General features: G+C 62.1%; 11 protein-coding genes. 4 read left to right on the forward strand and 7 right to left on the reverse strand.

Annotated elements, in window-relative coordinates; translation table 11 throughout:
- The first annotated feature begins 595 nt into the window (after nucleotides 1–595).
- Nucleotides 596–2,284, forward strand: a complete 1,689-nt coding sequence (locus B0G74_RS16440) for a beta-glucosidase (RefSeq protein WP_132375919.1) — start codon at nucleotides 596–598, stop codon at nucleotides 2,282–2,284.
- 53 nt (nucleotides 2,285–2,337) lie between these two features.
- Here B0G74_RS16440 and B0G74_RS16445 read toward each other — a convergent pair whose 3' ends face one another.
- Nucleotides 2,338–3,492 (reverse strand): acyltransferase, encoded by a 1,155-nt coding sequence (locus tag B0G74_RS16445; protein WP_132375920.1) that lies wholly within the window; start codon nucleotides 3,490–3,492, stop codon nucleotides 2,338–2,340.
- 314 nt (nucleotides 3,493–3,806) lie between these two features.
- Between B0G74_RS16445 and B0G74_RS16450 the strand changes: the two genes are divergently transcribed.
- Both B0G74_RS16450 and B0G74_RS16455 read left to right on the forward strand, forming a co-directional pair.
- Nucleotides 3,807–5,300 carry a hypothetical protein gene (locus B0G74_RS16450; RefSeq protein WP_132375921.1) on the forward strand — a complete coding sequence of 498 codons (1,494 nt, stop codon included), beginning with the start codon at nucleotides 3,807–3,809 and terminating at the stop codon, nucleotides 5,298–5,300.
- A complete protein-coding gene (locus B0G74_RS16455) occupies nucleotides 5,297–6,517 on the forward strand; it encodes a glycosyltransferase (RefSeq protein WP_132375922.1) in 1,221 nt (406 codons plus the stop codon). The genes B0G74_RS16450 and B0G74_RS16455 overlap by 4 nt, the downstream gene beginning before the upstream one ends.
- A gap of 93 nt (nucleotides 6,518–6,610) precedes the next feature.
- On the opposite strand, the gene B0G74_RS16460 is transcribed toward B0G74_RS16455, so the two are convergent.
- Both B0G74_RS16460 and B0G74_RS16465 read right to left on the reverse strand, forming a co-directional pair.
- Complete coding sequence (locus tag B0G74_RS16460; RefSeq protein ID WP_132375923.1) at nucleotides 6,611–8,350, reverse strand: GMC family oxidoreductase; 1,740 nt, start codon at nucleotides 8,348–8,350, stop codon at nucleotides 6,611–6,613.
- A gap of 221 nt (nucleotides 8,351–8,571) precedes the next feature.
- Complete coding sequence (locus tag B0G74_RS16465) at nucleotides 8,572–9,192, reverse strand: DapH/DapD/GlmU-related protein (protein WP_132375924.1); 621 nt, start codon at nucleotides 9,190–9,192, stop codon at nucleotides 8,572–8,574.
- Between the two features lie 185 nt (nucleotides 9,193–9,377).
- On the opposite strand from B0G74_RS16465, the gene B0G74_RS16470 reads away from it, so the two are divergent.
- Nucleotides 9,378–9,884 carry a hypothetical protein gene (locus tag B0G74_RS16470; protein WP_132375925.1) on the forward strand — a complete coding sequence of 169 codons (507 nt, stop codon included), beginning with the start codon at nucleotides 9,378–9,380 and terminating at the stop codon, nucleotides 9,882–9,884.
- A 32-nt stretch (nucleotides 9,885–9,916) separates the two neighbouring features.
- Here the strand turns inward: B0G74_RS16470 and B0G74_RS16475 are convergent, their stop codons facing one another.
- The 4 genes from B0G74_RS16475 to gmd all read right to left on the reverse strand — a co-directional run bounded on the left by B0G74_RS16475 (nucleotide 9,917) and on the right by gmd (nucleotide 14,630).
- Nucleotides 9,917–11,251 (reverse strand): glycosyltransferase WbuB, encoded by a 1,335-nt coding sequence (locus B0G74_RS16475; RefSeq protein WP_132375926.1) that lies wholly within the window; start codon nucleotides 11,249–11,251, stop codon nucleotides 9,917–9,919.
- 57 nt (nucleotides 11,252–11,308) lie between these two features.
- Entirely contained in the window at nucleotides 11,309–12,451 is a 1,143-nt protein-coding gene (locus tag B0G74_RS16480) for a glycosyltransferase family 4 protein (RefSeq protein WP_132375927.1), read from the reverse strand.
- A 94-nt stretch (nucleotides 12,452–12,545) separates the two neighbouring features.
- Nucleotides 12,546–13,505: a GDP-L-fucose synthase gene (locus B0G74_RS16485; RefSeq protein WP_132375928.1), complete on the reverse strand. Its 960-nt coding sequence runs from the start codon at nucleotides 13,503–13,505 to the stop codon at nucleotides 12,546–12,548.
- A gap of 6 nt (nucleotides 13,506–13,511) precedes the next feature.
- The gene (gene gmd, locus B0G74_RS16490) at nucleotides 13,512–14,630 is read right to left on the reverse strand and encodes a GDP-mannose 4,6-dehydratase (protein WP_132375929.1); all 1,119 of its coding nucleotides are present in this window, start codon (nucleotides 14,628–14,630) and stop codon (nucleotides 13,512–13,514) included.
- Nucleotides 14,631–14,691: the final 61 nt, after the last annotated feature.

Consider the following 14,691-nt stretch of genomic DNA (forward strand, 5'->3'; position numbering starts at 1 on the left):
CAGCCCGGCTCCAAGCGAGTTCTCGCTTGTCTCCGGACAACCCGTCCCCGATAAAAGATTAAGTATCGCGCGGATTTATTCATACAAATAGTAATTCCTTCTTCTATTTTGTCTGATGAATAAGGGTAAAGACTAACGGCACAAAAAAAGGCCGACCCTTAGATCGTTAGAGGGCCGACCGCATGTTCACCATAGAAACTCTTTACGCGCGCACTTCTTCGAAGTCGATTACGTCACTGGCTTGAACGAGTTTAAGTTTTCATAACTCATTTAATTTATTCTCCATACGAAACGTCGAGCACCCCTTTGGATGCCCGTAGCCGTGGGCAATCAACAAAATGCGAGTGCGCCTGTCTGTCGCGCGGAGTGCCTGTGCGCCGGCGTGACGCTACATACTCGAGCGCAAGCGCGGCGGCGAATGCTCTGAAAGTTCGATTTCGTACTGACGAGTGGTCCGGCGCACCGTAATTTGGTTCTGCTTGCCGCTAAAGAACGCGGAGTTCCGCGTTGCCTTCAGGTGCCTGCAGACCACCTGCCTCTTGCTCATCGAACCGACTGAGCCATTTTCATAAGCGATTCAACGAGGATTGATCCGATGCCGACGATTCATCGCCGCCGCAGCCTATTCAGATCACGCATATTCGGGCGCGCTACGCTGTCTGCTCTCCTGTTGCTGGCTTTCTCAAGCGGCTCGTACGCGCAGGTGAAGCTGCAACTGGCCAACCCGGCGGGCTCGCAAGTCATGCTGACAAACGGAAAGAAGACACTCCAGTTCAAAGTCGTGCCGCCGGACCATCTGCGCGCGGCGAAAATAACGGTCGGCGTTTATTCCTATGACAGCGACGGCAAGCCGGCGCCCACTCCACTCGCCTCGTACGAGAAAACCATCAGCAGCATGCAGGGTGGTAAGGCGATCGACATCGACGTAGAAATCCCGCGTGCGGGTCTATTCCGCCTCGACGCAACCGTGGAATCGGCGCATGGGGAAACGCTCGGCAAGACAACGAGCACGCTGGCTGTCGTCACGAAACGCGACGAGGTAGGGCCTTCCGACTTCGGGGTCGGCACGCACTTCGCTCAACACGTCACACCACCAGCGTCGGTGCTGTTGCCGCTCGTCAAGCAGGCTGGATTCTCGTGGATTCGGGATGACCTCTATTGGGCGGCAATCGAGAAAAAACCCGGTGTGTTCAAATTTCCCAAGAGCTACGACGACTATCTTGCCTTGTGTAAGCAGCTCGGCATTTCGCCGTTAGTCGTTCTCGGCGAGGGTAATGAGGGCGCCTATCCGACACTCTTCCCAAAGTCGAATTTCCCGCTGTCAGCCGACGCTCGCGCGCGCTTCGCGGATTACGTCGACGCGGTGGTCTCCCGCTACGGTGACGATGCTGTGACTGCTCCCTACGGCGGAACAGTTAAACATTGGGAGGTGTGGAATGAGCCGGACTTCAACAAGATAAGCTACGCCGCTTACCTTTCCCTACTATGGGAAACGTTCGGCGCCGTTAAGGATGTCAACGCCGATGCATCGGTCATTTCCTGCGGCGGTGGCGGCTCGGGCGGCGGCCCCGGCGGCGACTGTGTTGTCGGTTTACTCAAGGAAGGAGGACTGAACGATCAGACCGGATTTAGCGTACACCCCTATATGTCGCCGAATACGCCAGAAAGGGGTTACAAAACCGAAGGCGCTCCAATCGACTCCGTGAGCATTCCGACGGTGTGGCCCTACCTGAAAAACTTCACTGCCGACCGTGTCAAAGCAGACGGCCGACCTCTGCAAGTTTGGGTAACGGAGTTCGGCTGGCCTGTGAATCCTAAAGAGCCGGGGCAGGATGAGGCCACGCAGGCGGCCAATCTGGTGCGCAGCTATTTGCTATCGCGACGCTATGGCACAGTTCGCGTCATGTTCTGGTATGACTTTGTCGACGACGGCACCGACCTCAACAACATCGAACATAATTTTGGCTTGCTGCATCACGACCTGACACCCAAACCCGCATTCGTCGCGGCGTCCGTATTGAGCAGCACGCTCGGCAAGCGTAACTGGGCAAGAGCGCTCGTCGACGAGGAGAACCTCAAGGCGTATCAATACGGAACCGATGATCCAGTTATCGTCGGCTGGACTGTCGACGGCAAGCAGCGCGTTGCATCAGTCAGCCTGCCGCCTGGAAAATATATTCTGCGCGACTGGCAAGGCGTCGACACACCGGTCACGATTACCGCGCAGAAATTCCAGTGGCGAGTGGGTCCGATTCCCCGTTACCTTATGCCAGACCGACGGTAGCGTCAGTACACGCCAGTGCGCAGGAACGCCACGCCTGGGGGCAGCATGCACGCTCAGGATAACTGCCCGCCCGCAGCAGCGGCGGGCACTTCCTCGCGCACCGAACTGCTGCGCTTTTCTGGGAACAGTGCATTGCGCATCAACAGGAACGGATACTCGATAGCACGCGTGGTCACATAGCCGATCGCAATCGCGATCGCAAACTGCGCCGTAAGCGCGACGACCCAAATGAGGCTCGGCGCAAAACCCAGCGCGGTCGCTTTACGAATCAGCATGTCGCCCGGCGCGAGCGCGAGCGAATGCCACAAGTAAATACCGTACGAATAGAGGCCGATCCACGCCACGCCGCGATAGATCCACGACTTACGCAGCGATCCGGAGTATTCGAGCACCAGCACGATCAGCGCAGCAAAGCCAAGCGCTTGAATCGTGTAGCCGATGCTTTCATCCAGTGCGAGGTTCTTGGTGGCGAAAGCGAGCCATGCGCAGAGCAGGACGACGCTGAAGATCAGCAGCCACTTGCGCTTGGCGAGCTGATGGTAGACGCCGGGTTTCATCCAGTAGATCGCGGAAAGAATCACGCCCACCAGCAAGCTGTCGATACGGTATTGCGTGTAAGCAAACGCCCCATCGAGATTACCGCCCGCCACTGCGAAGCAACGCGCCGTGAGCACCACCGCGCAGATGCCGGTAAGCACGCTGACGATCGTCCACGCGCCGAGACGCCAACGCGCAAACACCAGCAGAAGCGCCGGCAGTACCAGATAAAAGTGTTCTTCGACCGCCAGACTCCACGTCTGCGTAATCGACGTGCCCAGATAGTTTTGCAGGTGGGTCAGGTTCTGGAACAGGAAGGTATTCCACGGGTGGCGGCCGGCCAGCACATGGAAGACGATCAGCACGTAATACGCGGGCCAGATGCGGAAAACCCGGCGGATGATAAAGCGCCGTGCATCGACCTGTCCTGTTTCGGCGTACTGTCGAAGCAGCAGACCGCCCACCAGAAAACCGCTCAACGTGAAAAACAGGTTCACGCCTTCACGGCCGAAACTCTTCAGTGGGTACTCAATAATCTGGATGAGGTAATTGCCGGTATGTACAGCATGAAAGTGAAAGCCCATCACCATGATGATCGCGATGCCGCGGACGAAGTCGAGTTCGATCGCCCGTCCGGCTTTTGTGGGTCCCGCCCCGCCGAATAACTTCATGTTGTGCTCCGGTCCCATGCAAATGCGGTCATGCAAGATTGCGATCGTCTCTCGCGGGCTCCATGTCCCTTTTTGCATCTTCGGTGTCGGCAAGCGTGCGTGCGCGCCAACTTCAAGGCATTGACCGACAACATACGCAAGTGTGCGCGCGTCTTGCAGAGCTTACGCTTTCCGCGACCGCCAGAACCCAGGCAATGGTCGACGAATGCGGTCCAGCCCACTAACAGGCGTGCAGATTCCTTCAAAATAACCCGATGCGAGACCGTCCACTGTAGACCGACGGCGAAACGACGGTGACGGGGAGGAACTCGGTAATGCGCCACCAGTATGCAACGCCCTGGATATGGTTTTTTCTGCTGCCGCTTGCGTTCGACTATAAGGCGACCGACGCGAATACGGGTCACTTCGCGCAGTTCATCTTCGTCCTGCCGGCGATCGCCGCAGGGATTGCCCTTCTTCTCATCGCGCCGCGTTTTCACGAGCGCTCGCGGCTGCGCTCGGTCGTCACTTGGAGCTTGATCCTGTGCGTGTTCGGCAGCATCGTCGCCCAACTGGTTCAGGATAACGACACCGGCAACTATTTACGAACGCTGCTGCCGTTCACTCTCTTCATGCTGGGTTACCTCGTGGCGTGCCGCCCGTGGAGCGAATTCCGCATCGCCCAGTTCGAAAAAGCCCTGTTCGTCGCCAACGTCATCAGCCTCGTGTTCACCATGGTCTACGGCATGGCGACGGGCGGCGGCCTCGACGACGTGCGCTTCCGTATCCTCTCCGTGACGCTGCTGGGTTTGCAAGGCGTATTGCTCCACGAATTCATCGTGGCAAAGCGTTTTTCGCTCTTTACCGTGTCGATCTTCGCGCTGAGCGTCGTGATCGAATTGCTGAGCGTGACCCGCAGCGTGATGGTCGGCACGGTGCTGCTGTTCCTGATCGCCATGGGACTGAGCGCGCCGTCGATCCGGCATATCTGGCGCGCAATGAGCCGCACCATGATCATCGGCGCCGTGCTCGCCGGCATGGCCGGCGTCGCGGCCCTGACTTTCCCGACCGTCGCCGAGCACTGGACGCAGCGCATTTTCTTCTCCGAGGAAACCCGCTCCGGCAAGGATCCGACCACGATCACGCGTCTCGCGGAAATGCGCGACCAGTACGATCAGGTCACCGCGCAGCCGGAGACCTTGTTGTTCGGCGAAGGTTACGGCCACTACTATCGCTACTCGCCGGTCTATCTGCCGGACCTCGCCGGCCAGATCAGCGAGAAGGACTTTTACGCGATCAACGAATGGGCCGCGGGCCACAACTTCTGGGTCTATCAGTTCTTCGCGGGCGGCCTGCTGTTCGGCATCGGCATGCCGTTGGCCACGCTCGCCGCACTGGCGATCTGTTTCTTCTCGTATCGCTACTGGCGCTCCGTCGTGCCCGACGCACCCATGCTGCCGGTGCTCGGGCGCGCCATCATGCTGTTTGCCGCGCTGCCGGCCACGTCGATCGGCGGCAATCCGCTTGGGCCGCGTTTTTCGGGCCTCATATTCGGCGTCGCGCTCGGCTTGATGATCGCCACCCACGCGCGTTTGCAGCGCGCGTTGCCGGCGCGCGCGCGGCGCTTGCGCAGGCCGCCTTACGTGCGCCCGGAAGCAATGCCGGAGTTGCCCGGCCGGATCCAGCCGGGCATGGGCCGCGCGGACCTCACGTCCACGCTCGGCGTGTCGCGCACGGCCGCCACCTCGTCCGACGCCGGCCAGTTCGGCGCGCTCGTCCCGCATACGCCGCCCAGGCATCGCTCCAACCGACCGAATATCGCCCGATGAAAATCCTCCACCTGCTTGCAAGCGTCGACCCACGCGCCGGCGGTCCCGTTGAAGGCGTCCGCCGCAGCGGCATGGCGATGCGGGAGGCCGGACACGAGATCGAAGTGGCGACCTGCGATGCCCCCAACGACGCCTACCTTGCGGCCTTTCCCTTTCCGCTCCACGTCTTCGGCCCGACCAAAGGCCGCTACAGCTTCAGCGAACGCCTCGCGCCGTGGCTCGCCGCCAACGCGAAGCGCTTCGACGCGGTGATCGTCCACGGCTTGTGGCAATACCACGGCTTCGCGGCATGGAAAGCGCTGCACAAGAGCGAGGTGCCGTATTACGTGTATGTGCACGGCATGCTGGACCCGTGGTTCAAAGAGGCCTATCCGCTCAAGCATCTGAAGAAGTGGCTGTACTGGCCGTGGGCCGAATATCGCGTGTTGCGCGACGCGCGCGCCGTCATCTTCACGACCGAGGAAGAACGCACGCGGGCGCGCCAGTCGTTCTGGTTGTACCGCGCGCATGAACGGATCGTGCCGTTCGGCACGACGGTGCCGCAACTCGAAGCCGCGCCGCTGCGCGAAACCTTCCTCAAATCCATACCGAGCCTGCGCGGCAAACGCATCGTGCTGTTCCTCGGCCGCGTGCATGCGAAGAAAGGTTGCGATCTGCTGATCGAGGCCTTCGCACGCGTTGCCAGCCGCGATCCGGCGCTGCATCTCGTGATCGCCGGTCCAGACGAAACCGGCTGGGCCTCGACGCTGCGCACCCAGGCGCAGGCGGCCGGCATCGCGCATCGCGTGAGCCTGCCGGGCATGCTGCAAGGCGAACTCAAGTGGGGCGCTTTTCATGCGAGCGACGTATTCGTTCTGCCGTCGCATCAGGAGAATTTCGGCGTGGCGGTAGCAGAGGCCCTCGGCTGCGGACTGCCGGCGCTGATCTCCGACAAGGTCAACGTGTGGCGCGAAATCGAAGCGGACGGCGCGGGGCTGGTGGCCGCGGATACCGTCGACGGTACGGAAAAGAATCTCGTGCGCTGGCTCGAACTCGACGACTCGGCTCGCGAGGCGATGCGCGCGCAGGCGGCCTGCACATTCAATGCGCGCTTCCGTGTCGAGACCATGGTCAGCGCGCTGACTGCGCTGCTCGAGACCAAGGGCGGCCACGACGACGTGCGTGAAAACGACAACACCCTCACCACGCTGCGCGAAGCAACCCAGCAAAGCCGCTGATCGCCGGCGGCATTCCACGGCCTGAAGGCCTCACACTCAAAACGAAGATGGCGCGCCTCGTGCGCGCCATCTTCGTTCGTCTTCATCAAACGCTCACTGCTCTTTCATCACCGGCGTCAAAGTCGAGGCTGCGATCGGCAACGTCTCGACTTGAGGCGGCGTCTGGAGCGACATGGTCGCGCTGTTCGCGGCTTCGGTTCGCGTACTGCCTACGGCGTCCGGCACATCAAGCTGCCGCATCAGATGACCGGCGAGACGCAGCGACAGCGCGGCAATCGTGATGGTCGGGAAGTTGGCGCCGACAGTCGGAAACACCGAACTGCCGCCAATGTACAGATTGCTGATCCCGTGCACCTTGCAATCGCGATCGACCACGCCCTCGCGCGGTGAATCATGCATGCGCGTCGTGCCCATGTGGTGCCATGTGCCTTCCAGCTTCACCGGCCACGTCCGGCCTTCGAGCGGCGCATCGAGCGTGACGTCCGCGACGTTCGCCATCTGCAATTCCTGCGCGAGCAACTGGAACGTTTTATCGAAAGTGCGCTGCACCTGGTCGCCCAGTCGCCACTCCACCCGCACGCGCGGCATGCCGAAGTGGTCGCGCTTGTCGGCCGACAACGTGACGCGGCTATCCGGATTGGGCTCCGCTTCGACGATGGCCTGCAGCGTCACGTCGGTGATCAGCGCGGGCCATTGCAACAGCCGCGTCAAACCGAAACCGACAGTGTGCAGCGGGTGCGCGATCATGGTCTCGATGTCGCGCTTCACGCTGCGGCCGGGCTGGTCCTTGCCCATCAGCGCTTCCTTGAAACGGATCAACGCCTCGGAACCCGCACTGCCTTCGCCGTACCATTTCGAGTAGAGCCACACGCGTGAATTGAGCAGCTTCTCGCGTTCCATCCACTCCTGCTTCGGCGCGAACTGGGACGAGATCTTCGTGCCGTGCGCGGAGACCGCCACATTCTGGTAGTGATACTTGATGTCGTACAGCTTGTTGCGCGCGATGCCCGGACGAAAGCGCACCTTGCCCGACATCATGCGTGGATGGTCCATGAAGTAGCGGCCGACCAGATCGTTGGCATTGCCGAGCCCGGCAGCCTGCACGTTGTTCGACGCAAGCAGCAGGCGCGCGTTTTCGATGCCGCCCGTGGCCAGCACGAAAATCCGCGCGCTCACCGACATCGCGCGGCCGCTGATGGTGGCCACCTTCACTCTGGAAATCGTCGTGCCTTGCGCATCGGCGTCGATATTGAGCACGTTCGCATGAAGGAACACGCGCACCCGTGTCGAGCGCGACAGTTCCTCGCGATACACCTTGCCGAAACGCACCGGCGGACTGAACTGCGCGACGGTATCGCGCATGTCGCCGGTGGCGAGCGGCAGACGGCGCACGTCCTGACGCCCGATCTCCTGCTCCCAGTAAGCAGGGTCGAAATTCTGCGGACCGAGCTTCAGCAGTTCATGCGTGCGCGCATAGTAAGGCTCCAGTTCGTCGAGGCCGAACGGCCAGCCGCTGTGCGCAATCCAGTCGCGCTTTTCGAAGTCCCAGGGATCGAGCGGGCGGCACCAGCCGCCCCAGCAGTTGCTGCTGCCGCCGAAATAGCGGCTGCGCGAGCCGTCCGCGAACGTGTAGGGCAGCCCGATGTTCTCGCCGCGATAGAGGTCGCGGGTTGCGTCGTCAGGACCAAAACCACCGCTTTCCAGCATGCAGGCGTCGATACCCGCCCTCGACATTTCGAGCGCGAGCGTAATTCCCGCCACGCCTCCGCCGATGATGCAGACGGTCGTTTCAATGACCGTGTTTTGTTCAACAGTACGCGTATCGATGAACATCCGCTACTCCCCATCTGCTTCACGCATTTCCTGAGCGCGTCACGGTTCGCCAAGCGGAGCTGGCAACCAGGCCACGCAAACGTCGCGGCCGGAACTCGCATTGGTGCTGCCACGAACGCCGCTCACCATGCAGCGCGGCAATCCCATTGTGGCAGTCGACATTCCGGCAAAACGACCTCGGCCTCCCAGCGTACAAAACGCTGTGGTTCTATGTCTGTGGTTCAGGTCACGGAATCGAACCGGTTCCTGATAAAGCGGCAAGGATTTCCGCCGTACACGCCCTCCGCTTCCAGCGAACGATGCACGACCGACAAAGGTGTCACGACCGCCGAGCGGCCGATGGTCACGCCCATTTGCACGACGCACTTCGAAGTGATCCAGACGCCGTCCTCGATGATGATCGGCGCGACATGCAGATCCATCGTCGTACTCATGTCGTGAGAGCCCGCAGTGAGGAACGTGCCCTGTGAAATGCACACGTTCGAGCCGATGCGAATCAGCGTCTGGTTGTAAATCCACACATCGACGCCGAACCAGCAGTTGTCGCCCACCTCGAGATTCCACGGCGCCTTCACGCGCACCGGATGCACGAATCGGCAACCTGTACCGATCTTTGCGCCGAACAGCCGCAGCAACGCAACGCGCACACCTGAGAACGGCAGCAGTTTGTTGTTGATCACACAGGCTTCCAGCACGAACCAGATGAGCTCGATCAGCGCGCCGCGCTTGGCCTGATAGTTTCCTTTTCCGGCCTGCGACAGATCGATGACGCGGCCGTCTTCGCGCGCGCCCTCGGCTTGCGGCATGCGCCCGACGTGTGGATCGTCGGCTACGTTACCCATCAGCTTTCTCCGAACCACGAACAGTGGTAAACATACGCAGGCATGCCAGGCAAACCTCTCACATTATGTTGCCGCGCCTGGCTCGACTTCGCGCGGTGGCTGTGAGGGCAAGCGTTTTGGCGGCTACACGCGTACCGGTTGGCGCACGATAGCTTTATCCCGACAGCATTTCCCTGGGGAATGAGATGATGACCTCGCTTCGACACACCGCTACCTGGACGTTTCTCGCGATCGCATCGTGCGCGACGCCGGCGTTCGCACAGAACGCCGCACCCAATCCCGCCACGGCCGCCCGCCCTCCCGCCGCGACGGCGGCCAACGGCTACGGTCTGAACGCACAGCTTCCCGCCGACCGGCGCGCCGCGCACCGCAGCAGCGAGCAAGGCCTGCTCGGTGCCCCGAACCCATACGGCACCGACGGCGCGCAAGGCAATACCAACGACGCCCAACGCGCCGCGCTGCTCGACTCGCAACGCATGACGGTGCTGGGCGGTGATCAGGCTGCGCAACCGGCGGTGGGCAAGGGCAAAGGCCAGCGCAAAGCGCCGGCTGCGGCCAACGGCCAAGTCCGTGTAGCCGGCCAGCCGGGACGGCCGAATGCGGCCGACGGTCTGACGCCCGAAGGCGCCGCAAGAGCCACCTATACCGACCCCTACGCCACCAAGCAGGGTGTCTACCGTTCTCCGTGGTGAGATCGCCTTCATGACAGGGGCCGTGCGCCGGATCAATCCGGCGCGGCTTCCTCCGCAGTAGCCGGTTTTCGCCGGCGCCTCGCTGCAACACCTGAAGGCCGCGCGCCGAAAGACGGCGCTTCGCCTTTGCCGCGCTTACCGTCCACCTCAAGCAACAGCATCGCGAGCCGTTCCTCGAAGGCGCGAATCGTCGACTCCGGCGAGAGCGCGCGCTCCGCATAATTGCGCGCCGCCTTGCCGAGTGCCGTGCGCCGTTCCGCGTCGCTCGCCAGCACCGTGATCGCCGCCGCCAGCGCTTTCACGTTGTCCGGCGGCACGACCACGCCGCGCGGCGCCACGGCTTCGTAGAGCGCCGTGCCGCGACGCGCCATCGCCACGGTCGCGCGTCCGCTCGCAAACATGCCCGTAAGCTTGGACGGCATGACGAGATCCGCCGCGTCGCCGCGTTGCGGCAGCACGTGAATGTCGGCGAGGTTGAGCAGTTCGTTCAGGCGGTCCACCGGTTGCAGCGGCAGGAACACGCAATTCGTCAATCCTGAGCAGCGCTCGACCAGACTCTCTTTCGCGGCGCCGCTGCCGCAGAACACGAAGGTGAGGTCCGTGCGTGCGGCCAGCGCGACCGCTGCATCCGCAAGCGTTTCGATGCCCTGCTTCGCGCCCATGTTGCCGGAATAAAGAATCACTTTCTGCTCGGCAGGAATCCCGAGCAAACGCCGGAATTCGCTCGGCCGCGCAAGCGGAAAGATGGTCGACACGTCCACCCAATTGGGCAGGCAGACAACCCGTGACGCGTCGACGCCCTTGGTCGTCGCGCGCGCGCTCATCTGCCGCGTGATCGACGACACCGCATCGAAGCGCCGCAGCAATGCGCTTTCCACCCAGCGTGCGGTGCGGGCTGCGAACGAGCTTTTCAGCAATCCCAGATCGAATGCCGCATCGACCTCGTAGTCCTGAATATGCAGCCACGCGCGCGCGCGCGTGATGCGTGCGAGCATCAGCGAACCCGGCGCGCACATCAAGGTCGGTGCGATCAGCATGACCGCGTGGGGGCGCCACAGCACGTGCCGCACGAGCAGCGGCAGCGAGGTCGCCGCAAAGGTCGCGAGATGCAGCATCCGCTTCAGGCCGCTCGGACGCGCCGGCACCCATAGCGGCGCGCGCCAGATCGCCACGCCGTCGCGCGTCTCGTGCTGATACCGCCACGAAACGTAGCCCTCCCCAATACGCCACTCGGGGTAGTACGGCGGCGCGCACACCACGCGCACCTCATGTCCGCGGCTCGCCAGCAGCACGGCCATTTCCGCCGTGTACTTGCCCACTCCCGTCAGCTCAGGCGCATAGTTGATGCCGTAAATCAATATCTTCATCGTGGCTGCCAGAACAAGTTAGGGCGTGATGCGCGCGACGTGGCTGGGCGGAGCGACTCAGTCGCTCAACATCAGTGCACAGCCGCGGGCGATGTTGGCAGCCGCGGAAGGCGGATCGAAACGGCGAATCACATCCATGCACCGGCGCGCGGTGCCGCCCGCGTCGGCGAAGGCCTCCATTGCCTTGAGCATGGTGCGTTGCAGGCCGGCGACATCGCCCGCTGTAAACGCATAGCCGCTCACCCCGTCGATCACCAGTTCCGGCACGCAGCCGCAACTTTCGCTGACCACCGCCGGGCAACCATGCGCGAGCGCCTCGTTGACCACCAGTCCCCAAGGTTCGCTGTAACTTGGCAGCACCATGCAGGTGGCGCCGTAGTATTCCCGAGTAAGCGGCTCGTCCTGCAGACTGCCGACGAACGTCACCGCGTCGCCGAGTTCGAGCTCAGCCACCTTGACATGCAACGCTTCGCACATCGGGCCGGTGCCGACAATGCGCAGCTTGGCCGCCGGAATACGCCGCCGCAATCCGGCGAGCGCCTCGATCAGCGTGCCGATACCTTTCTCTTCGGACAAACGCCCCACGAACAGAAACACCGGCGGATTACCCGCACGAGCGGCGACCCGCTCGACCAGCGCACGTTCCGGCGAAAACGAACCCGGCATCGCCGCGGCCTGACATGGCACGAAAATCTTGTCGCGCTTCGCGCCAAGCGACAGCAGATACTCGCGGCTGCGCTCGCCGAAGCCGAAGTAACCATCGCACAGCGAGAAAAACACGCGCTTCGGAATCGACGTCAGCAGCTTTTTGGGCCGGTCACGCGCGGTCGAGTCGCAGAAAACCGCACGCCGTTTGCCGGTCACGATGCACGCCGCGAGCATCGCCCAGTATTCCGGGCGGTGATAGCCCGGCAGCACGATCAAATCCGATTTGGTGCGCAAGACTTCCCACGTGAGCCGTGCGATCAGTTTCATGGTGGGCACGTCTTCGTAGCAGCCGTCGAACAGCTTTTGCATCGGATAGCGATGAAACGAGTAGTCGACGTCGGAAAAGCCGACGCGGTCGTGCTCCGTATCCGCGATCTGCACCATCGAATAGCGAATCGCTCCGGAAGCCGAAATGTTATGCAAGGCGGAAAACACGACACCCTTGTGGCGCGACCACACGACGTTGTGGAAGATCGTGACTGACGCTGTCATTTTTATGCCACTCCTCGAAAAATCGACCCGCGTGCCTTGCGCGTCCTGCGCATGCACAGCGTCCCAAGCGGTCCTTTACTCCAAAGCCGCGCGCTTAGGCCTCGATGGCGGCAGCCGGTGTCGAACCAGCGTGTGATTCGACGAAGTCCCGATACGTGGATGCGATTCCGTCCTCCAGACCGATCGTGGCCTGCCAGCCCATTTGCGCGAGGCGCGAGACGTCGAGCAGCTTGCGCGGTGTGCCGTCGGGTTTCGAGGCGTCGAATACGAGCTCGCCTTCAAAACCGACGACCTTGCAGATGCATTCGGCGAGCTCACGAATCGACAGGTCCTCGCCCACTCCGGCGTTGAAGAGGCCCTCCGTCACGTTGTGTTCGAGAACGAATAGCGTGGCCGCGGCAAGATCGTCGACGTGCAGGAACTCGCGGCGCGGCGTGCCCGATCCCCACACCGTCAAAGCGGCGTCGCCATTCAGCTTCGCCTCGTGCGCCTTGCGCACCAGCGCTGGCAACACGTGACTGCTCTTCAGATCGTAGTTGTCGTTCGGGCCGTACAGATTGGTCGGCATCAACGCGACGTACTGCGTGTTGTACTCGCGGTTGTACGCTTCGCACAGTTTGAGGCCGGCGATCTTCGCGATCGCATAGGCGTCGTTGGTCGGCTCCAGCGGCGAGGTCAGCAGGTACTCTTCGCGGATCGGCTGCGGACATTGCTTCGGATAGATGCACGACGAACCGAAGAACACCAGCCGCTCGACTTTGGCGCGGTACGCGGCATGGATCACGTTGGTTTCGATCACCAGGTTTTCATAGATGAACTCGCCCGGCTGCGTCGCGTTCGCGAGAATCCCGCCCACGCGCGCGGCCGCGAGCAGCACCACGTCGATCTTTTCGCTTTCGAAGAAGCGATTCACGGCCGCCTGATCCGTGAGGTCGAGCTCCTTGCGCGAGCGGGTGATCACGCTCTGATACCCCTCGGCGGCGAGACGCCTGACCAGCGCGGAGCCGACCATGCCACGGTGGCCCGCGACGAAGATGCGTGCTTGTTTGTTCATCGCAAGTTACTCGTGATGTTCCAGCGCCGTGAATCCGGCCAGTGTGACGAGCGCGTCACGTCGTGCAATCTGATAATCCGAGCGCACCATTTCCTTGACGAGCGACTCGAACGAGGTGGTCGGCCGCCAGCCGAGCTTCGCATGCGCCTTCGACGGATCACCGAGCAGCGTCTCGACCTCGGCGGGCCGGAAGTAGCGCGGATCGACACGCACGATCACGTCGCCCGGCGACATCCTGATCTCGCGCCCTTCCACCTTCTCGACGATGCCGACTTCATCCACGCCAGTGCCTTCGAAACGCACGGTGACGCCCAGTTCAGCGGCAGCGTGCTGCACGAACTGACGTACGCTGTACTGCACGCCGGTGGCGATCACGTAATCCTCCGGCTGTTCCTGCTGGAGCATGCGCCATTGCATTTCCACATAGTCGCGCGCATGGCCCCAATCGCGCAGCGCCGACAGATTGCCGAGATACAAGGTCTTCTGCATGCCCACCGCGATACGCGCAACGGCGCGCGTAATCTTGCGCGTCACGAAGGTCTCGCCGCGCACCGGCGATTCGTGGTTGAACAGAATCCCGTTGCAGGCATAGAGGCCATAAGCCTCGCGATAATTGACCGTGGTCCAGTACGCGAACAGCTTGGCGACGGCATACGGGCTGCGCGGATAGAACGGCGTAGTCTCCGACTGCGGCACCTGTTGCACGAGGCCGTACAGTTCCGAGGTCGAAGCCTGGTAGAAGCGCGTCTTCTCCTGCAAGCCGAGAATCCGGATCGCTTCGAGAATCCGCAAGGCGCCGAGTCCGTCCGCATTGGCCGTGTATTCCGGCTCCTCGAACGACACCGCGACGTGGCTCTGCGCGGCGAGGTTGTAGATCTCGTCCGGCTCGACGCGCTGGATCACGCGCAGAATGCTGGTCGAGTCGGTCAGATCCGCGTGGTGCAGAAAGAGGCGCTGGTCCGGATCGTGAGGATCGCGGTAAAGGTGATCGATCCGGTCTGTGTTGAACAGGGATGACCTGCGTTTGATGCCGTGTACGTCGTAGTCTTTGGCGAGCAGCAGCTCCGCCAGATACGACCCGTCCTGTCCAGTGATGCCGGTGATCAGCGCGACCTTACGTTTCATGGAGCCTTCTCCTCGTTAACCTTTGCAATGCGAGTGCCACAAGCTTTGCTGCGCGGCCGGC

This window comes from Paraburkholderia sp. BL9I2N2 (assembly GCF_004339745.1).
Lineage (GTDB): Bacteria > Pseudomonadota > Gammaproteobacteria > Burkholderiales > Burkholderiaceae > Paraburkholderia.

Coding starts and splice junctions, on each gene's coding strand:
- B0G74_RS16470 (WP_132375925.1), top strand. CDS start 9,378: ATGATGACCTCGCTTCGACACACCGCTACCTGGACGTTTCTCGCGATC.
- B0G74_RS16460 (WP_132375923.1), bottom strand. CDS start 8,350: ATGTTCATCGATACGCGTACTGTTGAACAAAACACGGTCATTGAAACG.
- B0G74_RS16475 (WP_132375926.1), bottom strand. CDS start 11,251: ATGAAGATATTGATTTACGGCATCAACTATGCGCCTGAGCTGACGGGA.
- B0G74_RS16455 (WP_132375922.1), top strand. CDS start 5,297: ATGAAAATCCTCCACCTGCTTGCAAGCGTCGACCCACGCGCCGGCGGT.
- B0G74_RS16480 (WP_132375927.1), bottom strand. CDS start 12,451: ATGACAGCGTCAGTCACGATCTTCCACAACGTCGTGTGGTCGCGCCAC.
- B0G74_RS16485 (WP_132375928.1), bottom strand. CDS start 13,505: ATGAACAAACAAGCACGCATCTTCGTCGCGGGCCACCGTGGCATGGTC.
- B0G74_RS16465 (WP_132375924.1), bottom strand. CDS start 9,192: ATGGGTAACGTAGCCGACGATCCACACGTCGGGCGCATGCCGCAAGCC.
- B0G74_RS16440 (WP_132375919.1), top strand. CDS start 596: ATGCCGACGATTCATCGCCGCCGCAGCCTATTCAGATCACGCATATTC.
- B0G74_RS16450 (WP_132375921.1), top strand. CDS start 3,807: ATGCGCCACCAGTATGCAACGCCCTGGATATGGTTTTTTCTGCTGCCG.
- gmd (WP_132375929.1), bottom strand. CDS start 14,630: ATGAAACGTAAGGTCGCGCTGATCACCGGCATCACTGGACAGGACGGG.
- B0G74_RS16445 (WP_132375920.1), bottom strand. CDS start 3,492: ATGAAGTTATTCGGCGGGGCGGGACCCACAAAAGCCGGACGGGCGATC.